This is a genomic window from Streptomyces sp. NPDC040545, assembly GCF_055595065.1.
Genome location: NZ_JBVIWA010000003.1, coordinates 295,166 through 317,961, shown reverse-complemented (window position 1 = coordinate 317,961; position 22,796 = coordinate 295,166). Strand labels below are relative to the sequence as shown.

At 72.9% G+C, this 22,796-nt stretch carries 17 protein-coding genes; 4 read left to right on the top strand and 13 right to left on the bottom strand.

The window, feature by feature from the left end:
- The first annotated feature begins 132 nt into the window (after positions 1–132).
- Together ACZ573_RS09485 and ACZ573_RS09480 are read left to right on the top strand one after the other, a co-directional pair.
- Positions 133–792 carry a TetR/AcrR family transcriptional regulator gene (locus tag ACZ573_RS09485; protein ID WP_471301327.1) on the top strand — a complete coding sequence of 220 codons (660 nt, stop codon included), beginning with the start codon at positions 133–135 and terminating at the stop codon, positions 790–792.
- A 273-nt stretch (positions 793–1,065) separates the two neighbouring features.
- Positions 1,066–1,803 carry an NPP1 family protein gene (locus ACZ573_RS09480; protein ID WP_471301779.1) on the top strand — a complete coding sequence of 246 codons (738 nt, stop codon included), beginning with the start codon at positions 1,066–1,068 and terminating at the stop codon, positions 1,801–1,803.
- 78 nt (positions 1,804–1,881) lie between these two features.
- On the opposite strand, the gene ACZ573_RS09475 is transcribed toward ACZ573_RS09480, so the two are convergent.
- The 5 genes from ACZ573_RS09475 to ACZ573_RS09455 all read right to left on the bottom strand — a co-directional run bounded on the left by ACZ573_RS09475 (position 1,882) and on the right by ACZ573_RS09455 (position 9,709).
- Positions 1,882–3,036 carry a substrate-binding domain-containing protein gene (locus ACZ573_RS09475; protein WP_471301325.1) on the bottom strand — a complete coding sequence of 385 codons (1,155 nt, stop codon included), beginning with the start codon at positions 3,034–3,036 and terminating at the stop codon, positions 1,882–1,884.
- 33 nt (positions 3,037–3,069) lie between these two features.
- A complete protein-coding gene (locus tag ACZ573_RS09470) occupies positions 3,070–4,128 on the bottom strand; it encodes an ABC transporter permease (protein ID WP_471301777.1) in 1,059 nt (352 codons plus the stop codon).
- Between the two features lie 2 nt (positions 4,129–4,130).
- Positions 4,131–5,681 carry a sugar ABC transporter ATP-binding protein gene (locus ACZ573_RS09465; protein WP_471301322.1) on the bottom strand — a complete coding sequence of 517 codons (1,551 nt, stop codon included), beginning with the start codon at positions 5,679–5,681 and terminating at the stop codon, positions 4,131–4,133.
- Positions 5,682–5,811: 130 nt separating this feature from the next.
- A complete protein-coding gene (locus ACZ573_RS09460; protein ID WP_471301319.1) occupies positions 5,812–8,631 on the bottom strand; it encodes a SpoIIE family protein phosphatase in 2,820 nt (939 codons plus the stop codon).
- A gap of 106 nt (positions 8,632–8,737) precedes the next feature.
- Complete coding sequence (locus ACZ573_RS09455) at positions 8,738–9,709, bottom strand: cyclase family protein (RefSeq protein WP_471301317.1); 972 nt, start codon at positions 9,707–9,709, stop codon at positions 8,738–8,740.
- Between the two features lie 91 nt (positions 9,710–9,800).
- On the opposite strand from ACZ573_RS09455, the gene ACZ573_RS09450 reads away from it, so the two are divergent.
- Positions 9,801–10,751 (top strand): NAD-dependent epimerase/dehydratase family protein, encoded by a 951-nt coding sequence (locus tag ACZ573_RS09450; protein WP_471301315.1) that lies wholly within the window; start codon positions 9,801–9,803, stop codon positions 10,749–10,751.
- Between the two features lie 19 nt (positions 10,752–10,770).
- A complete protein-coding gene (locus tag ACZ573_RS09445) occupies positions 10,771–14,205 on the top strand; it encodes an aminotransferase class I/II-fold pyridoxal phosphate-dependent enzyme (protein ID WP_471301313.1) in 3,435 nt (1,144 codons plus the stop codon).
- Positions 14,206–14,215: 10 nt separating this feature from the next.
- Here the strand turns inward: ACZ573_RS09445 and ACZ573_RS09440 are convergent, their stop codons facing one another.
- The 8 genes from ACZ573_RS09440 to ACZ573_RS09405 form a co-directional block, all read right to left on the bottom strand.
- Positions 14,216–14,794: a toxin gene (locus tag ACZ573_RS09440; RefSeq protein ID WP_471301311.1), complete on the bottom strand. Its 579-nt coding sequence runs from the start codon at positions 14,792–14,794 to the stop codon at positions 14,216–14,218.
- Positions 14,791–15,255 carry a helix-turn-helix domain-containing protein gene (locus ACZ573_RS09435; protein WP_471301308.1) on the bottom strand — a complete coding sequence of 155 codons (465 nt, stop codon included), beginning with the start codon at positions 15,253–15,255 and terminating at the stop codon, positions 14,791–14,793. Before ACZ573_RS09435 ends, ACZ573_RS09440 begins: the two co-directional genes overlap by 4 nt.
- 295 nt (positions 15,256–15,550) lie before the next feature.
- The gene (locus ACZ573_RS09430) at positions 15,551–16,702 is read right to left on the bottom strand and encodes an MAB_1171c family putative transporter (RefSeq protein ID WP_471301305.1); all 1,152 of its coding nucleotides are present in this window, start codon (positions 16,700–16,702) and stop codon (positions 15,551–15,553) included.
- A gap of 40 nt (positions 16,703–16,742) precedes the next feature.
- A complete protein-coding gene (locus ACZ573_RS09425; RefSeq protein ID WP_471301303.1) occupies positions 16,743–17,474 on the bottom strand; it encodes a TetR-like C-terminal domain-containing protein in 732 nt (243 codons plus the stop codon).
- Between the two features lie 127 nt (positions 17,475–17,601).
- Positions 17,602–18,321 (bottom strand): hypothetical protein, encoded by a 720-nt coding sequence (locus ACZ573_RS09420; RefSeq protein ID WP_471301300.1) that lies wholly within the window; start codon positions 18,319–18,321, stop codon positions 17,602–17,604.
- Positions 18,318–20,579 carry an MMPL family transporter gene (locus ACZ573_RS09415; RefSeq protein ID WP_471301298.1) on the bottom strand — a complete coding sequence of 754 codons (2,262 nt, stop codon included), beginning with the start codon at positions 20,577–20,579 and terminating at the stop codon, positions 18,318–18,320. The genes ACZ573_RS09420 and ACZ573_RS09415 overlap by 4 nt, the downstream gene beginning before the upstream one ends.
- 84 nt (positions 20,580–20,663) lie before the next feature.
- A complete protein-coding gene (locus ACZ573_RS09410; RefSeq protein ID WP_471301296.1) occupies positions 20,664–22,052 on the bottom strand; it encodes a HAMP domain-containing sensor histidine kinase in 1,389 nt (462 codons plus the stop codon).
- Positions 22,049–22,735, bottom strand: a complete 687-nt coding sequence (locus ACZ573_RS09405; protein ID WP_471301294.1) for a response regulator transcription factor — start codon at positions 22,733–22,735, stop codon at positions 22,049–22,051. Before ACZ573_RS09405 ends, ACZ573_RS09410 begins: the two co-directional genes overlap by 4 nt.
- Positions 22,736–22,796: the final 61 nt, after the last annotated feature.

The following is a 22,796-nucleotide window of genomic DNA, read 5'->3' as shown; positions in this document are numbered from 1 at the left end:
CGCTCGACCGACCCGGACGTACAGGGCACGAGTGGCATGCCGGCCCGGCCGGCACGCTCATGTCCTCATTATGCACGCGGTGCGTGCAACGCCAGGTGCACAGGTAGGGTGAGATCCGGCGAGAGGAGCAAGATGGCAGGCCGAAGGCGTTGGTCGACCGAAGAGATCCTGGATGCGGCGGCGGAGCTGCTGCGCACGGGCGACGCGGATTCGTTCAGCGTGCGCAAGCTGGCCGCGGCCCTCGGGACCGATTCCTCCAGCCTCTACCGGCACTTCCGCAGCAAGACGGAACTGCTGCGCGCGGTCGCCGACCGGATTCTCCTGGCCGCGATGGACGGGTACCGCCCCGAGGGCGACTGGAAGCAGCGCGTCACGGCCCTGGCCCTGCGTGCGAGAGAGGCTTTCGGGCAGCAGCCCCAGCTCGCCGCGGTCTGGGGGCGCTATGCGTCGAGCGGCACCGGTTCCCGGCTGGTCATGGAAGAGGTGCTGCAGGCCCTGCGCGCGTCGGGACTGCCCGACGAGGAGATCCCGGCGCGCTACCACCGGCTCGCGGTTCTGCTCGCCGCGCTGATCGCCTCCGAGGCCGGGGTCAGCGCCGTCACCCCGGAAGAACATGAGCAGGGCATGGAGCTGTTCCGCGTGGCGGTTCTGGGCGCCGACCCCGAACGCTTCCCGGCCCTGGCCCACTTCGCCCGCGACGTCCGCCCCCTCGGGGTGGATCGCCGCTCCGCGTTCGAAGAGATCCTCGCCGCCCAACTCGCCGACATCGAGGCCGCGGCTCGCCCGAGCTAGCGGGTGCCGGCGGTCGACCGCCGGTGGATCCTCGCCCTCCGGGTCTCCGGCTCATCTCTGACAATCCGTCAATTTCCTTGTGTACAAGGCCTTTCCTGGCTCTTCGGTACGCAAGGAACGGAGTCTGCACGGCCTCTTGCCGTGTCGCCCCGGTTCGCGAATGATGCTCGCGGCGTGTCGGTCGGCGGTGTTCCGTCGTGACGCGTCCGCCCCCTTCGCACCCGGTCGGCCAGGAGGCCCGTTTTGCGGACGAACCGTCACATCCGGAGATCGATGGTGGTCCTCGGTGCCGCCCTCGCGGTGGTCGTCGCCGTTCCCCAGGTGGCCTTCGCGGCGCCGCCCCCGGCGCTCCCCGGCCGAGCCGAAGCCATCGAGCTGACCTACCAGCCCGCCTACGACTACGACACCGACGGCTGCTACCCGACACCCGCCATCAGTTCGGCCGGGGTTCTGAACGGCGGACTCAAACCGACCGGCGCCCTCAACGGCAACTGCCGGGACGTCTCGGACCTCGACAACACCAACGGCTACTCCCGCTGGACCTGCAACAACGGCTGGTGCGCCGTCATGTACGCGCTCTACTTCGAGAAGGACCAGGCGCTGCCCGGCATCGAGCTCGGCGGGCACCGCCACGACTGGGAGCACGTGGTCGTGTGGATCCAGGGGGGCGAGGCCAAGTACGTCGCGACCTCCGCGCACGGGGACTTCAACATCCACTCCCGCGACCAGATCCGCTGGGACGGCACCCACCCCAAGATCGTCTACCACAAGGACGGCATCGGCACGCACTGCTTCCGCGCCGCGAACACCAACGACGAGCCGCCCGAGAACCACCGCCGCGCCTGGCAGTTCCCCACCCTCGTCGGGTGGTCGGGCTACCCGGCGACCGTGCGGGACAAGCTCACCCAGGCCGATTTCGGCAGCGCGCACTTCGGCCTGAAGGACGGCTCCTTCGCCTCCCACCTGGCGGAGGCCAAGCCGGCGGGCATCCCCTTCGACCCGTACCAGTAAGACCCGGGACCCGGCAGCCGGCACGCCACGGGCACCGGCCCCGCACCGAGCGGGGCCGGTGCCCGCCGCGCAGTGTCGTCAGCCCGCCCAGATCCTGCGGTACCCCTCGCGGTAACCGGACGGGTCCCAGGACGTGGCGCCGTCGCTGTTGTCGGCCGTGGCGATGTGCACGGGGGCCACGTAGCCGCTGGCCGGCCGGCCGGCGAAGGCGCGGTTGAACTCGTCGACGATCTGCCAGCCCTGCTGGTTCAGCGGCTCGGGCACGGTGGCGGCCTGGAACTGCTTGCTGTTGATCCGCTGGAAGGCCGAGGGGTCGCCGTCGCCCGCGCCGATGTTGAAGGGCGGCCCGGAGCCGGGCCGGCCCCCCGCGCGCAGGGCCGGGGCCGCGTCCGCGAAGTAGAGGTCGTTGATGGCGGCGGAGTACGTCCAGTCGTCCTGGAAGCGGGAGAGCAGCGAGGAGACCGCCTGCGGGGTGCGGCTCGCGGCGTCGGGGATGGGGATGTTCTCGTAGCTCAGGAGCCGTACCCCGGAACAGGTGGCGAGCTCCTCGCGGATCAGCTCGGCCTTGTTCTTCGCGAACGGGATCGAGTCGTCGGTGAAGAGGACGACCCCCGCATCGCCCGCGGACCGGGCGATGATCCAGTCCGCGCTGATCCTCGCGACGTCCTCCACCTTGGTGGTGACGTTGGTGAACAGCTTCGGTCTCTCGCTCGGGCCGGGGGAGCCCACCGCGTGCCAGCCGATCACCGGGACGTGCGCCGCTTCGGCACGCGCCATCTGCTGCGAGGTCAGCTGGGGATCGAAGCCGCCGATGACGATGCCCGAGGGCCGCAGGGTGATGGCCTGGCTGAGCGCGGCCTGGATGCCGGCCGGGGTGCCGTCCCCGTCGATCACCCGGACCTGCCAGCCGATGGCTTTCGCGGCCTCCTCGACGCCCTTCGCGACGCCCGCGACACCGGGGTTGGTCATGGTCTGCGCGACGTAGACGATCGACTTGCCGGGGACCGCCGCGGGGCCGGTGGTGGGGCCGTGCCAGACGGTGTCGGCCTTCTCGGCCCGCGCGACGGCTGCCGCGGCGCTCGCGAGGGCGGTGGGGCAGCCGGCCTTGGGCGGCGCGGCGCCGGTGGAGGGGCCGCCGCTCCCGCAGCCGGCGACGAGGGCGGCGGCCGCTGCCAGCAGGGCCGCGGTCGTACGGGTGGTCCTGCGGTGCGAGTGCGAGTCCTTCGGGTACACGGTGCTCCTGACGCGGTGCGCGTACGAACGTTTCTAGGGGGTGCGCAGGCGGCGGCGGGCGGAATAGCCGGCCAGGCCGACGGCGATGAGCAGGGTGGCCCCGTTGAACAGCGGCGTGGCCCAGAAGTCGGCGCCGAGCTGGCCGATGCCGGCGAGACCGATGGCGAGGACGGCGACCGCCACGACGGTGCCGAGGGCGTTGACGCGGCCGGGTTTGATCGTGGTGGACCCGAGCAGGGCGCCGACGAAGGCGGGCAGCAGGTAGTCCAGCCCGACGCTCGGGTTGCCGGTCTGCTGCTGGGCGGCGAGGAGGACCCCGGCGATGCCGGTGACCAGGCCCGATCCCGCGAAGGCGTAGACGGAGTACCGGTGGCTGGGGATGCCGATGATGTCGGCGGTGCGCCGGCTGAAGCCGATGACGTACATGTACCGGCCGAGCGGCAGCCGTTCCAGGACCACCCAGAGCGCGGCCGCGAGGGCCAGGACGTAGTAGGCGGGCAGCGGCAGGCCGAGGAAGCGGGAGTCGTAGAGGCCGGTGAAGGCGGCGGGCAGGCCGTCCGGGCCGGGGACGATCCGGGAGCCGTCGGTGATCCAGCCGGTGACGGCGTACATCATGCTGCCGGTGCCGAGCGTGGCGATGAAGGAGTCGATCCGCACGTACTCGACGATGACGCCGTTGAGGACGCCGACCAGGGCCCCGCCGAGGACCACGGTGAGACAGGCGAGCGGCCAGGGCCAGCCCGTGTCGACGATGAGCTGCATCACCATCACATGGGCCAGGCCGAGGCCGTAGCCCATGGACAGGTCGAACTTGCCGGTGGCGATGGGGATGGTCGCGCCGAGGGCCAGGATGGCCGGGATCGACTGGTTGGAGAGGATCGAGGAGACGTTGTCCCGGGTGGGGAAGGTGTCCGGCAGGACGAGGGAGAAGACCAGGAAGAGCAGGACGGCGAGGGCCAGCAGGCCGTAGGCGCCGATGTGGTGACCCCGCAGGTGGTCCAGCGGGGACCGCGGCGGAGGCGAGGACGAGGACGAGGACGAGGAGGAGGACGGGGGCGGAGGCGAGGACGAAGGGGAAGGGGAAGGAGGCATGGTCATCGGTCCGTCGTGGGTCCGGTGATCGCGGGCATGGCCGAGGCGGTCCGGGTGAGTTCGGCGACCGTCAGGGCCGCACCGCTCAGCTCGGTGCTCACGCTCCCGCGGACGAACACCAGAGCGCGATGGCACACGTCCGCGACCTCTTCGAAATCGGTGGAGATGAGCAGGACCGCCAGACCCGAGGCCAGTGCCTCGTCGAGCAGCCGGTGGATGGTCGCCTTGGCCCCGACGTCCACCCCGGCGGTCGGCTCCTCCAGGACGAGCAGGCGCAGGTGCCCCCGGAGCCAGCGGCCGACCATGACCTTCTGCTGGTTGCCGCCGGACAGGGTGGCGATCGGCACCTCGCTGTCGCGGGGGTGCACCGAGAACCGGTCGATGAGGGCGGCGGCCTCGGCGCGCTCGCGGCGGGGGCTGATCCAGTGCGCCGCGGGGGCGCCGGCCGCGCGCGGGTTCGCCAGGAAGTTCTCCCGCACGGTCAGGTCGGCGGCGCAGCCCTCCTCCTGACGGTTGGCCGCCACGAAGCCGACGCCGGAGTCGAGTGCCGAATGGACCGTACGCGGGTGGTACGGCCGGCCGTCGAGCAGCACCTGACCGCCGAGGATCGGCGCGGCGCCGGCGAGGGCGCGGCCCAGCTCCATGTGACCGGCGCCGGTCAGGCCCACCATGCCGAGGATCTCACCGGCGCGCAGGTCCAGGCTGACCTCGCCGGTGGACACGGTCCGCACCCCGGCGAGGCTCAGCAGGGGCGCGCCGGCGGCCGGGGGAGTGCCCGGCGCCCGCCCGGCCGGTGCGTGGCCCACGATCGCGCGCACCAGCCGGTCCGGGCTGTGACCGGCGAGCGGGCCCCGGTCGACCAGCCGGCCGTCCCGCAGGACGGCGAAGGTGTCGGCGACCCGGTAGACCTCGTCGAGCCGGTGGCTGACGTAGAGGATGCCGTGGCCGCGGTCGCGCAGGGCGTGGAGTACGTCGAAGAGCCGCGCGCAGTCGGCGGCGGGGAGGGTGGCGGTCGGTTCGTCGAGCACGATGAGCTCGGCCCGGGTGGCGAGTGCGCGGGCGATGGCGACGAGCGAGCGCTCGGCGGGGCCGAGGCGGGCGATCCGGGCGCCCGCGTCCAGGTGCCCGGCGACGATCCGCAGGGCCTCGTCGCAGCGCTCCCGGGTCCGCCGCCAGGAGATCAGTCCGCGGCGGCGGGGGTAGCCGGTGCCCAGGGCGATGTTCTCCGCCACCGTCATCCACGGGACGAGCCCGAGGTCCTGGTGGATGAAGGACATGTTCCGGGTCGCGGCCTGACTGCCGAGGGGATGGCCGGCCACCGTGACCTCGCCCGTGTCGGCCCGGTGCACCCCGGCGAGCACCTTGATCAGGGTGGACTTTCCGGCTCCGTTGGGGCCGAGCAGGGCGAGGACACTGCCGCGCCGGATGTCGAGGTCGACCGAGTCCAGCGCGAGCGTGCCGCCGAACCGCTTGCTCAGGCCGCGCAGGCGGACCAGTGGTGCGGCACCGGACTGCGAGGGTGGGCTCGTCCAGGTGTCGGGAGCGTCATGCACGGACTTCTCCGGGGGTCGGCCTCCGAGTTCTTCCCGACGGTACGGGGCACTCTACGGGCATATACAGTGTTATTCCCGGCATATCGCCGCACTGTCTGACCCTATTGGCCGAACGGCCGGGGCTCGGGGGTCATACGGCGGCCAGGGTGCACTCGGCCCAGATGACCTTGCCGTCGGTGGTGTAGCGGGTGCCCCAGGACTGGGCGAGCTGCGCGACGAGGAACAGGCCGCGGCCGCCCTCGTCGGTGGTCGCCGACTGGCGCATGCGCGGGGCGCTGCTGCTGGCGTCGTGCACCTCGCAGATCAGGTTGCGGTCGTGGATGAGACGGACCCGGATGGGCGCGGTCCCGTACCGGACGGCGTTCGTGACCAGCTCGCTGAGCAGGAGCTCCGTGGCGAACGCCGACTCCTCCAGCCCCCACCGGTCCAGCTGGCTCACGGAAGCGGCGCGGACCTCGGAGACGAGGGCCGGATCGGCGGCCAGCTCCCAGGTGGCGATCCGGTCCGCGGGCACGGCGCGGGTGCGGGCGACGAGGAGCGCGATGTCGTCGTCGGGGTGCTCGGGTGCGACGGCCTCGAGGACGGCCCGGCAGGTCTCTTCCGGGGTCCGGTCCGGGTGGGCCAGCGCCCGGTTCAGGGCGTCGAGGGCCTCGTCGATGTCGCGGTGGCGGTCCTCGATGAGCCCGTCGGTGTAGAGGACGAGCTGGCTGTGCTCGGGGAGCCGGATCTCGGCCGACTCGAACGGCAGGCCGCCGAGGCCGAGCGGGGGGCCGGCGGGCAGCTCGAGGAGGGACACGGTGCCGTCGGGCCGGACCAGCGCGGGCGGAGGGTGGCCGGCGCGGGCCATCGTGCACTGCTGGGAGGTGGGGTCGTAGATGGCGTACAGGCAGGTGGCGCCGACGATGCCGGTGCTGTCGGAGCCGGGACCGTCCCCGCCCTCCTCCCGGTCGAGGCGCACCATCAGGTTGTCCAGGTGGGTGAGGAGCTCGTCGGGAGCCAGCTCCAGCTCGGCGAAGTTGCGGGCGGCGGTGCGCAGCCGTCCCATGGTGGCGGCGGCGTGCAGTCCGTGGCCGACGACATCGCCGACGAGGAGGGCGACCCGGGCCCCGGACAGGGGGATGACGTCGAACCAGTCGCCGCCCACGCCCGACTCGGCGGGCAGATAGCGGTGGGCGACCTCGACGGCGCTCTGCTCGGGGAGGTCGCGGGGGAGCAGACTGCGCTGCAGGGACAGGGCGAGGGTGTGTTCGCGGGTGTAGCGGCGGGCGTTGTCGATGCAGAGGGAGGCGCGGGCGGCGAGTTCCTGGGCCAGCGAGCGGTCGTCGTCCCCGTAGGGGGCCGGGTCCTGCGAGCGGTAGAAGCTCGCGACGCCGAGGACGGCGCCGCGGGCGAGCAGGGGGACCGTGATGAGGGAGTGGATGTTGTGGGCGAGGAGCCGTTCGGCGTGCCGGGGGTCCTGGGCGATCCAGCCGAAGGCGGCCCGCAGATCCTGTTCGAGCACCGGCTGCCGGGTGGCGATGCAGCGCATGTGGGGCGTCGTGGGCCGCAGGCTGATCCGCGCGCCGACCGGGTAGAAGGGACAGTCCTCGCGGATGCCGTGGACCACCGTGCGCTGCATCTCGGTGGTGGGATGCGGGGACTCCTCCCCGCGGAGTACGCAGGCCGGCAGGTCGATGGTGACGAAATCGGCCAACCTCGGGACGGCCGTCTCGGCGAGCTCCCAGGCGGTGCGGCTCACGTCCAGTGTGGTGCCGATGCGGTTGCTGGCCTCGGCCAGCAACTCCAGGCGCCGGCGTGCCGCGACGGCGTACTTGCCCACCTCGGGCTCGCCCACCAGCACCAGCCCTCTGACCCGGCCCTGGCCGGGGCCGGTGGCGGGCGCCGCGACGGCCTCCCCGGCGGGGCCTTCGGAGCCCGGTGCGCCGCGTGCGCGGACCGTCGCCGGCTGCGGACCGGGGGTGAGGTGAGGACGGAGGGCGGGCCCCGCCGCGGCGGGGGCGTGCGGCTGGGCGTGGGTGGGGGCGGGGGCGTGCCGCTCCGAGTCCTCGGGGAGCAGTGCCTCGACGACGACCCCCTCCACCCCGGAGGCGCTCGTCACGGGGCGGCTGACCAGCGTGATCCACCGGCCGCGGGACAGGGGCACTTCGGCGGCGGCCCGCCGGTCCCCGGACATCAGCTCGGTGGCCTTCTCCTTGAGGGTCGCCTGGTCGCTCTGCTCCAGCTCGCTCTGGAGGAAGTCGGCCATCGCGACCGGGTGCCCGTCCAGGCCGTGCTCACTGCTCAGGGCCAGGTTCGCGGTGTCGAGATAGGCCTGCAGCAGACCGTGCTCGCGCGCCGAACTCTGGTCCATCAGCCGTCGTTCGATGGCTTCGGCCGCCTTGCGCACCACGGGGATCAGCGCCGGGTCCGCGTCGGTGTAGGGATAGCCGAGGCACAGGACGCCCTGGATGTGCCCGCTGAGCTGGTCGCGCAGGGGGATCGCGGTGCAGGCGCTCGACTGGGACCGCTCGGCGAAGTGCTCGGCGCCGTAGACCTGGCACAGCCGCCTCTCCGCGAGGGTGAGGCCGATGCCGTTCGTACCGGCCACCTGCTCGGCGAACACGAATCCGGGGAGGATCTGGATCGGGGCGAGCTGCCTGAGCATGGATTTCTCGCCGAAGCGGCGGGCGAGCACGATGCCGTGACCATCGGCGAGACAGATGTTGGTCCGGCTGCCCGCGAAGATGCTCTGGAGCCGGTCGAGCACGGGCTCGGCGGCGCGCAGCAGGGGACCGTCCGGGTCGAAGCCCTCCTGGAACGGCAGCTCGGACTGCTCGGGCGACAGCCCCAGCAGCCGACTGCGCTGCCACGAGCTCAGGATCGGGCTTCTCACGCTCCCCTCGACCGACTCGCCCTGCAGGAATCGGTCACGGAATCGCACGGGGCCGATGCGGTCTCCGACGACCCCCATGTGCATCACTTCCCCTCACCGGAGCACCCTCGATCGCCAGATTTGAGTATATTCCTCACATTTCGGCAATGAGGTGTGAGGGCGAAGTGATCAGCGGGTGCCCGCGTCACAGGACCGCGACCGGGTTGACGGGCGAGCCCGTTCCGCCGGGGACGTTCAGCGGTGCCACGACGAGCAGGAACGCGTAACGGCCCGCCTCGGCGCACGCGGCCGAGAGCGGTTCGAGATCGAGGTTGTCCAGCAGCGGCACCCCCATCGCCGTGACGGCGAGCGCGTGGACCGGGGAGTGCAGCCCCTCGACCGGCGAAGGCCGTACGTCGCTGTCCCCGTCGCCGCCCAGCAGCGCGACGGCGCGCTCGGCCAGCAGCGGTACGGCGTGCACGTGCCAGCCCGCGCTCGCCGCGTCGGGGTTCCAGGGGCCGAGCTCCCGGCGCCGGCGCAGGGCCCCGGAGCGCAGCAGCACCGCGTCGCCGTCCCCGATGGTCACCCCGAGGGCCTCCTCCGCGGCGACGATGTCCCGGGCGTGCACCGCACGGCCCGGTTCGAGCCATTCGACCCCGAGGACGGCGGGCAGGTCGACCAGGACGCCCCGCGTGACCAGGGGGCCGAGCGCCGACACCGCGCCGAAACGGGCACCCGCCGCATCGACGCACTCGCGCGCCGCGCGCCCCTCGTACAGTTGCCCTCGGTAGGCGACGTGCGACAGCGCGTCGAGGTGCGTCACGCTCTTGCCGTGGTAGTCCGCTCCCAGGAAGTCCTTGTGGACGGACGGCTCCGGGACCTGCACGTCGCCGAGGTCGGACATGTAGTGCAGCGCGGGCTTCGCGTTGTCCGGGCCGGGGCGGGTGTCCCAGGGCCGTGCCATCGGGACGACCGTCCCGTCCCGGACCGTGGCAGTGGCCCGGCGCGCATGCTCCGCCGTCACCCGGTTCCAGGCCCCGCGGTCGGCCGCCGCCCACCGGCCCCACGTACGGACCGACGCGAAGAGCGCGTCGAACTCCTGGCGGGAGACGGCGGGCCCGTTCGCCGGCCCGTCGGCGGGGACGCCGGCGCGGGCATCGGTGGGGTGGCCGCTCATGTCCCCAGTGTCCGACGGTTCGCGCCCCGGCGCTGGCCGGGAGACGTTCTCCGCGGACGGGGGTGGCGGTCGGCCGCGCTAGTGTGCGCGCGTGAGCTTTCATGTCGTCATAGGTTTTGGACCCGCCGGCGCCGCCACCGCCCGGCTCCTCGCCGAACAGGGCCGTACCGTAAGGGTGGTCACCAGATCGGGCCGGAGCCCGGAGCCCGGGATCGAACACGTCGCGCTCGACGCGACGGACACCCGGCAACTGACCGAAGCCGCGCGGGGCGCGGCCGCGATCCACAGCTGCGCCGCACCCCCCTACCACCGCTGGGCGGACGACTGGCCGCCGCTGGCCTCGTCGCTCTGCGCCACGGCCGAGGCGACCGGGGCCGTACTGGTCATGCTGGGGAACCTCTACGGCTACGGCCCCGTGGACGGCCCCATGACCGAGGAGCTGCCGCTCGCGGCCACCGGTACCAAGGGGCGGGTCCGCGCCGCGGTCTGGGAACAGGCGCGGACCCTGCACGAGCAGGGCCGGATCAGGGCGGTCGAGGTACGCGCCTCGGACTTCTTCGGACCCGGTGTCACCGAGGGCGGCCACCTGGCCGCACGGGTCGTGCCGCCGCTGCTGCGCGGCAGGCCGGTCACCACGCTGGGGGACCCGGACGCCCCGCACAGCTGGACCTACCTCCCCGATGTCGCGCGGACGCTGGCCGAGGTCGTGGACGAGGAGCGTGCCTGGGGCCGCGCCTGGCACGTCCCGACCCAGCCGGCGCTGTCCGTACGGGAGATGGTCGGGCGGCTCTGCGCCCAGGCGGGAACGGGACCGGTCGCCGTGCGCGGGCTCCCGTCGGCCGTGGTCGGCGTGGCATCGCTCTTCTCCCCGCTGATCCGCGAACTCAAGGAGATCCGCTATCAGTTCGACCGTCCGTTCGTCGTAAATTCGAGCGCCTACGAGGCGGCGTTCGCGGTACGGTCCACCCCCCTCGACGAGCAGGTCAAGGCGACCTTGGACTGGTGGCGCGAACGACTCGCGACCGGCGGCCGACAGGGGTGAGAGGGGTGACAGGACAGGGATGGACCACATCGAGGACGCCAGGGGACCGCGGCGGGAGGACATCGCCGTCGTGGGGATGGCGTGCCGGTTCCCGGGAGCACGCAATGTGAACCAGTACTGGCGGCTGCTGATGGCCCCGCAGGCACAGTTCGGGGCGATCCCGGACTCGCGGTGGCGCACCGCGGCCTTCACGAGCGACAACTTCCGTGACACCTCGTCGGCGTACACGGACACCATGGCGCTGCTGCCGGACGTGGGCCACTTCGACGCGGCCCACTACGGCATCCCGCCGCGGCGGGCCCGGGCGATGGACCCGCAGGCCCGGCTGCTGATCGACCTCGCCCGCGAGGCCATCCAGGACGCGGGGTGGGAGGCCGACGGCTTCGACCGCGAGGAGACATCGGTGATCACGGCGCTCACCGAGGGCGGCTACCGCGAACTCAGCACCCTGCAGATCCGGATGCGCCAGCTGGCCGGCGGCGAGTTCGGCGCGCGGCTCGGCCACCCCCGCCTGCCGGAGTCGGTCCGGGCCGTCGACGGACTCAACGGCACCTCCGTGGCCGGGCTCCTGCTCAACATGGGCCCCAACACCATCAGCTCGGTCTTCGACCTGCACGGCGAGAGCTACGCCCTGGACTCGGCCTGCTCGGGCGGACTCATGGCCGTGGCCAACGCCGTGCACGCACTGCGCGCGGGCCGCTCCCGCATCGCCCTCGCGGGCGGCGCCCAACTGGTACTCACCCCCGACCTGCTGGTCGGGCTGTGCCGGATCGGCGCCCTCTCGCGCAGCGGCCGCTGCCTGCCCTTCGGCGCGCAGGCCGACGGCTTCGTCCTGGGCGAGGGAGCCGGGGTCCTGGTGCTGCGGCCCCTGACCGACGCGCTGGCGGCGGGCGACCGGGTCTACGCCGTGATCCGGGGTGTGGGAACGGCCAACGACGGGACCGTGCAAGGCGGTATGCACCCCCAGCCCGCCGGTCAGCTCCGGACCCTGCGTCGGGCCTACCGGGACGCGGGACTCGCCCCGGACGCGGTGGGCTACCTGGAGGCGCACGGCACCGGAACCACGGTCGGCGACCCCGTCGAGCTCGGCGTCCTGCGCGAACTGCGCGGTGAGCGCGCCGAACCCGCCTACCTCGGCGCCGTGAAGGCGGTGGTCGGACACTCGCTGAACTCCGCGGGGATCGCCGGGCTCATCAAGTCGGTCCTGGCCGTGCAGCGGGGCGTGATACCCCCGCAGCCGGAGTGCGACCTGGCCGATCGCTCCGGGCTCGACGCCGCCCGGCTGACCGTGGCGACAACGCCGACGCCGTGGCCGGACCGCGCCGGTCCGCGCCGGGCGGGGGTCAGCGCCTTCGGCTTCGGCGGTACCGGCGTCCACCTGGTGGTGGAGGAATGCACCACGGCGCCGGCCGGCCCGGCAGCACCCGCGCCGCCGGCAGGCGGACCGTACGTACTGGCCCTCAGCGCGCGCGACCGGGACGGACTGGCCCGCTACGCCCGGGAGCTCGCGGACACCCTCACCGACGAGCGGCCCCCGCTGGCCGCGGTGGCGGACACCCTCGCCCGCCGCGCACCCCTCACACGGCACCTCACCCTGGTGGCCCAGGACGCCGCCGACGCCGGCGCCCGGCTGACGGCGGCGGCCGCCGCCCTCGAGGCGGGCCGTACGGAAGAGCTCGCCGGACCCACCGCCGCGGCCGCCATGGCCCGCCCGCCCGCTACGGTGCGGACGCCCCCGTGCACCCTGCCGCCGAGCCCGCTGGCCCCGCGCCGCCACTGGGTCGTGGACGACTCGGCGCGCGAGGTCCCGGATCCCGCCGAGGCCACACCCGCCACAACCGCCACACCCGCCACACCCGCCACACCCGCGGCACCCGCGCCACCCGCCGTGCCGCGCCCCGGCGGCGCGTCCGCCACGGCCGCCGCGCGGGCCGCCTCCGCCGCCTCCCTCGTGCTCGAAGAGGTCTCGCGGACCGGCGTCTTCCCGCTCTCCGAGCTGAGCGGGCACCTGACCCTGGTGACCGACCTCGGATTCGACTCCCTGATGCTGCAGGAGCTCGAAATCAACATCGCCAAGCGGATACCGGGCTTCCGGTCCGAGGAGCTGTTCTCGCCCGAACTCACCGTCGGCCGGCTGATCGAACTCGTGGATCCGGACACGGATCCGCACACCGCGGCGGACCGCACGCCGACTGCGGCCCCCGCCGGACCGGCCCCTCAGCAGGAGCCCGTATGGGACGCCAGGACGGCAGCCATCGACGCGTTCCCGGAAGTGGGCGAGTTCGAGCAGCGCCTCGGCCGGATCACCGACAGCGGCGCGGCCAACCCGTACTTCCGCGTCCATGAGGGCAACATCCGCGACACGACCGTCATCGGGGGCCGCACCCTGCTGTCCTTCGGCAGCTACAACTACCTGGGGCTCTCCGGCCATCCGGCGGTCGACGAAGCCGTGCACCGGGCGGTGGACCGGTACGGCACCTCGGTCTCCGCGAGCCGCGTGCTCTCCGGCGAACGGGACCTCACCGTACGGCTGGAGCGGGCGCTCACGGACTTCCTCGGCGTCGGCGACTGCCTGACCCTGGTGAGCGGCCACGCCACGAACGTCACCGCGATAGGGCACCTCGTCGGCCCCGAGGACCTCGTGGTGCACGACGCGCTCGCCCACGACAGCATCCTCCAGGGCTGCGCCCTGTCCGGGGCGGCGCGACGCCCCTTCGCCCACAACGACATGGGACAGCTGGAGCACATGCTGCGGCTCAACAGGTCCCGGTTCCGGCGGGTGCTGATCGCCGTCGAGGGCGCCTACAGCATGGACGGCGACCTCGTCGACCTGCCCGCCGCGATCGAGCTGAAGAAGCGCTACGGCGCCCTGCTGATGGTCGACGAAGCCCACAGCATCGGCACCGTCGGCGAACACGGCAGGGGAGTGGGCGAGTTCTACGGCGTCGACCGGTCCGACGTCGACCTGTGGATGGGGACCCTCTCCAAGTCCTTCGCCAGCTGCGGCGGTTACCTCGGCGGATCGGCCCGGATGGTGCGCTGGCTGCGCCATACGCTCCCCGGCTTCGTCTACAGCGTCGGCCTGACCCCGGCCAACGCGGCCGCCGCGCTGGCCGCCACCGAGCTGCTCGCCGCGCAGCCGCAGCGGGTGCGTGCGCTCAGACGGAACTCCGAGCTCTTCCTCCGGCTCGCCGCCGAGGCCGGCCTGGCGACGGGCTCCAGCGCCGGCACCCCCATCGTGCCGTGCATCCTCGGCGACTCGGCGAGGACCCTGCGCGTCGCGGACGGGCTGTTCGCCCGGGGCGTCGTCGCGGACCCGATCTTCCATCCCGCCGTGGAGGAAGGGCTGTCGCGACTGCGGTTCTTCATCACCAGCGAACACCGCGCGGAGGACATCCGACGGGCCGTGTCGATCCTTGCCGAAGAGGTGGCGGCAGCCGCCGCCGGGCGATAAGTGATCCATCTCAGATCAGGGTGCGTTCGATGCGGCTGAGCGTGGCGCTCCTGGTGGGATTGCCGTCCTCGCCCTCCGGGGCGGCCGGCACCGCGGAGGGCCGCTGATCGGCGTCGCCGATCCGCTGGGACAGGAGGTAGGCGATGATCTCCGCCTCCTGCTCCTGGACGTCGTCGTAGGTCGCCCGCAGGAGCATGTCGCGTACGAGTTCGGGGTCGAGGTTGGGGAAGAGGAGACGCGCGGCCGCCTCGTCCAGCCCGCCCGCACCGCGATGGCAGCAGATGATGTGGCCCAGCTCGTGCAAGATGATGTGCTCCTGATGCGCGCCGGTGGTGTTGGCGTCGTAGAAGATGAGGTCCTCGTCGCGCGCGGCCACCCACATGCCGCACGGATGCGACGAGGGCATCTGCATCGGGACCAGCGTGATCGGACGGTCGCGCACCTCGCCGAGATGGCGGCACAGTTCGGCCACGTCGGCCGCCGCCGGCAGATCGAGTTCGGCGATCCGCTGCGCGCCGGCCTTGCGGAGCTTCTTGAGCCGGCTGCGGCGCTCGTGGTCGGCCGCCCGCTCCTTGCGGGCGCCCCTCATGGCGAATCGGAGGTGTCGGCGACGGGCGGCAGGCCCTGCATCTGCCGGTACTGGTCCATGATGGCCGTGATGGCCTGGAGGTTCTCCTTCTTCATCCCGGCCGCCCGCATCGCCACGGCGCGCACCCCGGACTGGCGCAGCGCCTCGATGGCGGCGAGCTCGCCGAGCACCGACTCGGCGACCTTGTCGTCGAAGAAGTAGGCGACCGAGACCCCGAAGAAACGGGCCAGGGCGGACAGCAGGTCGGGTGACGGGTTGGAGCGCTTCCCGGTGCGCAGCTGCGACAGGTACACACCCCCGACCTTGAGTTCGGGGTTGACCCGCTTCAGCTCGTCCGCGACCTCGGCGTTGGTCCAGTGCTTGCCCTTGGGGCGGACCGTGCGGAACAGGTCGTCGAGGCGCTTCGCGAGCAGGGGGCGTTCCTCACTCCCGTTCGCGGTGTCGTTCTCGGTCCCGGTCATGGTGAACCATCCTCCCGTCGCCTGTCGGTATAGCCCTCAGCTATACGTCAGTTTCACAGATTAGCTGTCAGTTGACAATTGGCCAGGACTCGGCGAACGTGGGGTCCGGCCGATAGCTGGCAGCTAACTTGCGCTCACGGGGGACGCACGTTGGCCGCCGGTGACATCGGACTGGCCCGGCCCTCGGGGGATGGGCCGGGCCAGTCCGGGCGGGAGCCACCCGTCCGGCCGCAAGACAGCGGGGAAACGGGATACCCGCCCGGTTTGACGGGGGATGCAAACCGGGCGGGAGTTCTCAACTCGCCTTGCCGAGCTTACTGTAGGCGGCTGCCACTTGGGTGAGCCATGCCAGCTCTGCCGCGAAGTTGTTCGTATCACGGTCGTCGAAGTCGCCGGCGTCCTTGTTGTTGCGGGGCACCGTACGGGTCAGTTTTGCCTGCAAGGCGCGCTTGATCTGTGCAGCTTCGGTGAAGGCTTGCCGTGATTCCGCACTCCCCTCCTTGGCCGGATCGTGACCCTCTCCCGCGGTGCGGTCGATGTACGGACGCAAGTCCCTCCACCCGTCGCGTATTTCGACGACCCGGCGGTGAAGGCGGTAGTCGAGGTCCGACACCGAGGCGCCGGGCGGCTCCAGGGCGATGTCCGGGGAGGACTCGTACAGGTCCCGCCACAACGGGTAGAGCGCCCGGTACGACCGGTACGTGCGGGCCCACTCCAGGAGCCGGGTCGCCGTCGGGCCCCAGGAGGAGTTGGTCAGGCTGAGCGACAGCATGACGATGCCCGCCGCGCTGAAGACCGAGGCGGCGACCTTCCAGACGCCGATGTCGACCCCGCCCGCCGCCGTGAGGATGTTGACGGTCCTGGCGAGGCAGTAGAGGAACAGCACCACCGCGGTGACCGAGAGCAGTCGCAGGGCCTGGCGCAGCGAGGCGTTGTCGGTCATCCGGGCGTACGGCCCGCACTGGAGGTAGATCGTGACGCACGGGATCGCCTGCGAGACGATGAACGCCAGGAGATAGGTGAGCAGCAGCGGCTCGCTGGTGCCGTCGAAGTCCGAGGCGGGCCGGCCGGTGCCGTCGGCGAGGAAGAACAGGGCCGCCAGCAGTACGTCGAGGGCGATGCCGGTGCTCAGCCAGTAGCGGGTCCTGCGTGCGGCCTCCTCGTCCGCCGCGGCCCACCGCAGCAGGATGATCTGCGCGCTGACGCAGAAGGCGACCGCCGACAGGTGCATGAGGAGGACGGCGAGGTTGCCGACTCCCAGCAGGGGCCCGCCCCCCATGGCCAGGGCTCCCATGGTGAAGGTGAGGCACTGGAGGAGCAGAGTGGCGATCAGCGTGCGGTACGCGCCGTCCTTCCAGCTGCGCCGGGCCTGGCACAGCCGGTAGACGAGCGCCGCGTACGAGGAGAGCGCCGCTATGACGAAGCAGAGGGTTCTGGTGGTGTTCACGTCCTGGTTTTCTGCCGGTGCCGCGCGGGCGGCGGGCGGGTCAGTCGGTGTTCTCGGCCGGGGGGACCACGAGGCCGATGCTCTCGGCGGCCACGGCGATGGCGTAGTCGAAGAAGGCGGCCTCGTCCCGGACGCTGTCATGGGTACGGCTGAAGACCTGGAACACCAGGAGGCCGATCAGATTGCTCCACAGGACGATGCCGCGCTCGATGATGTCCGAGAACGGGGCCCCGGGCGTACCGCCGAAGAGCTGCACGGCCTCCGGCAGGAGCAGCGGCGGTCCGGGCACCGGCCGCCGGGGCGGGGTGAGTTCACCGCCCTCCAGCGCGGAACGCACGATGCCGGCGAGGACCGCCGGAGTGCGCGAGGCCGACGGGACCGTGTCCTGTGGGGCGTGGTAGCCGGGCACGGGCGAGCCGTAGATCAGGGTGAACTCGCCGGGGTTGGCGAAGGACCACTGCCGCAGCGCGCGGGTGACCGCGAGGAGCCGTGCGCCCGCGGACGCACCGGCCGCCGTGGCGGCGCGGTCGGCCTGTTCCATCGCTTCGCCGGACGCGTCGTAGGCGTCGATGACCAGTGCGGTCAGCAGATCGTCCCGGTGCGGGAAGGCGGCTTCGACATCGGCGGCCGGAAGGCCGCTGTCGCGCGCCACGCCGTCCAGGGACAGCCCGGCGGCCCCCAGCTTCACCAGCTGCTGACGCGCGATGTCCTTGATCACCACCGCCGGGGTGATGTCGTCGTCCTCGGTCGAACTGATTGCGGATACGTCCATGCCGGAACCGTACCCGCCGGCAACTGCGGCCGTGCGTACGGCCTTTCGAACACCCTGGTCATGCGGTGTGATCCGGCCACCGGGCGGGTACGGAACGTTCCGGGCGAATGCGGTCGCGCGGTGGGCGTCAGACGCCGGGCAGGGTGCTGGGGCCGCCCGTCAGCCAGACGTGCAGGCCGTCCGGCCGGACCACGGCGGAGGTGGCCGCGAGCCCGAGCGGGTACTCCTTCGGCGCGCCCGCCTGCGGGCCGAAGCCGCCGGCACCGATTCCGAGCCGGTCGGCGGGGACGGAGCGGCCGAACAGGGTGAGCTCGTCGACGGCGAGGGTGACCTTGCCGTCCGCGAGGACCGGACGCAGCGTCAGCCGCCCGAGCCCGCCCGGGCCGATGTCCGCGAGGACCGTCCCCTTCGCCGGGTCGGTGGTGACCCCCGCCACCGCCACGGACGGTACGGCCTCGCGGATCGCGCCGGCGAGGGACTGCGTGGAGACCGTCACGTCCGCCTGGGTGCCGCCGACCGTGGTCGTTGCGCCCAGGCGGACGTCGTCCAGCCGGGCCCGGACGCGGACCTGGGACAGCCGCCCGACCCGGGCGTCGTCGCTGCTGATGTCGAGCCGGGGGATGCTCTCGTGCGCCAGGTCCCACAGGGCCCAGCCGCCGGCGACACCGACCGCCACGTCGTCACCGAGGCCCGGAGCCGCCTTCGCGACACGGCTTCGGATGTGGTGGCGGACCGTGTACTCGGCCGCGCCGGTGGCGACGACCGCCGCCAGGACCACGGCGACGGTGATCGTGAGGACGGTACGGCGGCGCAGGGCGGCCCGGATCCTCGTCAGGGGGCGCTTCATCGCCGTTCTCCTCGGGCGGGTGCGAGATCGGGTGTGGCGGCGGGACCCGATGCGGGATCCGATCCGGCCAGGGGCTCCGGCCCGGCGGCGGGCCCTTCCGGGTCGAGGTGTGGCAGGAGCCGGTCCAGCCAGCCGGGGAGCCACCAGTTGGCGCGCCCGAAGAGGTACATGGACGCGGGCACCAGGAGCAGGCGGACCACGGTGGCGTCGATGATGACGCTGACGCCGAGGCCCAGCGCGAGCATCTTGACGGCGACGTTCGTCGAGAGCAGGAACGCCAGGAACACGCTGGTCATGATCAGCGCCGCGCAGGTGATGACGCGGGCGGTGGCGGCGAGGCCGGTGGCGACGGCCAGGTGGTTGTCCTCGTGCTGCAGCCAGATCTCGCGGATCCGGGAGAGCAGGAAGACCTCGTAGTCCATGGAGAGCCCGAAGACGATCGCGAACATCATCATCGGTACGTAGGACTCGACGGGCACCTTCTCGGTGACGCCGAACAGCGCGCCGCCCCAGCCCCATTGGAAGACCGCGACGACTACGCCGTAGGCGGCGGCGATGGAGAAGAGGTTGAGCACGGCGGCCTTGAGCGCCACCAGCGGGCTGCGGAAGACGGTGAGCAGCAGCAGGAACGCGGCGGCGACGACCACGGCGATGATCAGGGGCAGTTTGGCGGAGAGGGTGTCGGTGAAGGTCTGGGCGGCGGTGGCCGTGCCCGTGAGGTAGCCCGTGGCCCCGGTGCCCGAGAGGGTGTGCGGCACGGTCTCGTCCTGCAAGGTGTGGATCAGGTCCGCGGTGGCCGCGTCCTGCGGGCCGGTGGTGGGCACGACCGTGGTGATGAGCAGGGCGTGGTCGGGGCTGGGCACCGGGGGAGTGACGGAGGCGACGCCCGGTACGGCGGCCAGCTCGCGCCGGAGCGAGGCCGCGAGGTCCTGGCGCAGGCTCTCGCTCTCGACGTGCCGGCTGTCGAGGTGGGTGACGACCGTGAGCGGGCCGTTGGCGCCGGGGCCGAAGCCCTCGGTGATCAGATCGTAGGCGCGGCGGTCGGTCCTGCTGGTGGACTGGGCTCCGGCGTCGACGTGCCCGAGCTGCATGGACGCGACGGGGACCGCGAGGACGCCGAGTACGACCAGGCCGCCGGCCAGGAAGAGCCACGGGCGGCGGCTCACCCTGACGGCCCAGCGGTGCCAGACGTCCGCCTCACCCGTGGGTTCCGCGACGGGCTCGCGGACGTGGAGGCGGTCGATGCGGCGGCCGAGCAGACCCAGCAGGGCGGGAGTCAGGGTCACGGACGCGGCGGCGGCCACCAGGACGCTGAGTCCGGCGGCGACACCGAGGGCGCCGATGAAGCCCACGCCGGAGGCGCACAGTCCGCACAGGGCCATGGCCACCGTGGCGGCGGCGACCAGCACGGCCCGGCCGCTGGTGGCGACCGTACGGCCGACCGCCTCGCCGGGTTCGGCTCCGGCGTGCAGCAGGGCCCGGTGGCGGGTGGCGAGGAAGAGCGCGTAGTCGATGCCGACGCCGAGGCCCATCATCGCCGCCAGGGTCGGGGCCGCCTGGGCGAAGCTGAACTGCCCGGCGAGCAGGCCGAGCCCCGCCAGGCTCACGGACAGGCCGATCACGGCCGTCACCAGGGGCAGGCCGGTGGCGGCGACGCTGCCGAAGCCGATCAGCAGCACGAGCACGGCGACGGCCAGACCGATCGCCTCCGAGGCACGGTCGGCGGACTTGGGGGTGGCCAGCTGGCCGAGCGGGGCCCCGTACTCGACGGTGACGCCGTCGGCACGCAGCGGCTCGACGGCGGTGTCCACCTCGGCGAGGTAGGCGGGGTCGAAGCTCGCCGGGTTGCCGTCGAAGCGGACGGTCACCTGGACGGTCTTGCCGTCCGCCGAGACCGCCCCGGGGGTGGTGAGCGGGTCGGCCACGGACAGGACGTCCGGGAGCCGGCCCAGATCGGCGACGGCCGCGTCGATCGCCGCCCGGTGATCGGTGACCGCGCCCTCGCCGGTGGTGATCACGATGGCGGAGGCCGTGCCGCCGGACCCGGTGGTGTGGGCCGTCAGCAGGTCGGCACCGGTCTGGGTGCTGGTGCCGGGGAGGGAGAAGCTGTCCGCGTAGGTGCCGCCCCAGGTGTGGTTGGCGAGCCCGAGGCCGACCAGTGCCAGTACCCACAGGGCGACGACCCGCCAGGCGTGCCGGGCGCACCAGCGCCCGCTCCGGTGGAGGAGCCCCGGCCCCTCGGCCGATTCAGTGTTCATGGGGGCCACTGTGCGCGGTGTGTGTAAGGGGGGCGTGGGCGCATTGTTCGGGGAATGTAAGGGGCCGCCGCGGCGCCCGGGCGCTCAGGCGGCGGGCGCCGGCGGGAGGGTGACGGTGAAGCAGGCCCCGCCTTCCGGACCGTGCCCCTCGACGCGGATGGCGGCGCCGAGGCGGCCGGTCAGGCGGTGGGCGATGGCCAGCCCCAGGCCGCTGCCGACCGGGCGGGTGTCCCGGTAGCGCTCGTGGAGGGCGCCGTGGTCGAAGGCGATGCGTACGTCGTCGCCGGTGAGGCCGGGCCCGCCGTCGCGGACCTGCAGCTCGGCCCCGCCGCCCGTGGCGGCCGGGCGGACGGCGAGGACCAGGGGTGCGCCCTCGGGCGTGACGCGCAGCGCGTTCTGCACCAGGCCGTCGATCAGCTGCCGGACCCGGAAGGCGTCCGTCGCGACGACGACGGGCAGCTCCGGCCGTTCGAGCCGCAGGTCGACACCGTGGCGTGCGCACAGGCCGGTCCAGAACGCGGCGGCCTCGCAGACCAGTGCGCGGAGATCGGCCGGGGCCACGTCCAGGCGGAAGTCGTCGGCCTCCAGCCGGGCCAGGTCCAGCAGGTCCCCGAGGAACCGGTCCAGGCGCCGGGTCTCGTCGGCCAGGATGGAGCCGACCTCGGGCACCCGCTCCGGTTCGATCAGGCCGTCGGCGAGCGCCTCGGCGTAGCCCTGCAGCGCGGTCAGCGGGGTACGCAGATCGTGGGAGACGGAGAGCAGGAACTCCCGCTGCCTGTTCTCGCTGCGGGCCAGCGCCGCGTCCAGGACATTGAGGGCGCGCCCGATGTCCGCGGTCTCCCGGGGGCCGTCGACCGGGGCCGGTACGCCGCGTTCCCCGTCGGCCAGCCGGTGCGCGATCTGCGCGGCCGTCACGAGCGGACGGGCGATCCGGCGGGCGAGGAGCGCTCCGGCCAGGGCCGCGCCGAGCATGCCGAGGACCAGCGGGACGATCACGTTGCGGCGGATCTGGTTCGTGTTCTCGGTGACGACCGTGTACGGCTCGGTCAGCACGACGGCGCCGCCGCGTACGCCGGGCTGCCCCACCAGCAGCACCTCCTGGCCACCGAGGATGCCGGTGGTGGAGACCGGATCCCCTGCCATCAGGGCCGATCTGGACGTACGGTCGACGGCCGGGCCGGCGGTTCCGCTCACGGTGCCGTCCCGGGCGATGACCGCGAGCTGCACCCCGTTCGGCCCCGCCAGGGCCTGTGCGCCGGAAAAGAGGGCCTCGGACAGGATCGGCAGCCGGCTGAGCACCGTCGCCTGGCGGGTCAGCTGGTCGCGTTCGCGCTGTTCGGCGCCGTGCGCGGCGGTCTGCCAGGCGATCAGTCCGGTCAGGGCCACCGCGAGCGCCGCCACCACGGTGGTCAGCACCACGATCTTGCGGGCGAGGGAGCCGCGGTGCGGACCGGTGCGGGGGTCGCGGGTCACGGGCCGGGAGCCGTCGCGCTGTACCCGACGCCCCGGACCGTACGGATCGGGCTCGCGTCGCCGAGCTTGGCGCGTACCTGAGAGACGAAGACGTCGACCATGCGGGTGTCGCGGTAGCCGGGGTACCCCCACACCTGGGCGAGCAGCTGCTCGCGGGTGAAGACCTGGCCCACGTGCTGGAGGAGGTGGAAGAGCAGATTGAACTCGGTGGCGGTGAGTTCGACGGGCTCGCCGTCGCGGCGCACGGTGCGGCTGACCGGGTCCACGCTGAGCCGGCCGGTGCTCCCGGGCGGCGGTCCGGGCGGGCCCGCCGCCCGGCGCAGCACGGTCTTGACCCGGGCGACCAGCTCGCGGGGCGAGAACGGCTTGGTCAGGTAGTCGTCCGCGCCGAGTTCGAGGCCGAGGATCCGGTCGGCCTCCTCGCCGCGGGCGGTGACCAGCAGCACCGGTGTCCAGTCGCCGGCGTCCCGCAGGGCGCGGCAGAAGGCGATCCCGTCCATGCCGGGCAGGCCGATGTCCAGGACGATCGCCACGGGGTGCATGCGCCTCGCGGCCGCGAGACCGGCGGCCCCGTCGGCCTCGACGTGGACCCCGAAGCCTTCGCGGGTCAGGTAGAGGCGTTGCACGTCGGAGATGTGGCGCTCGTCCTCGACGATCAGTACGAGGCCTCTGGACTCCGTCATCACTGCCTTTCAGCCGCGGTTGGCAGCATCGATGCTAACCGCGCCGACCTGCCCTTCCGGC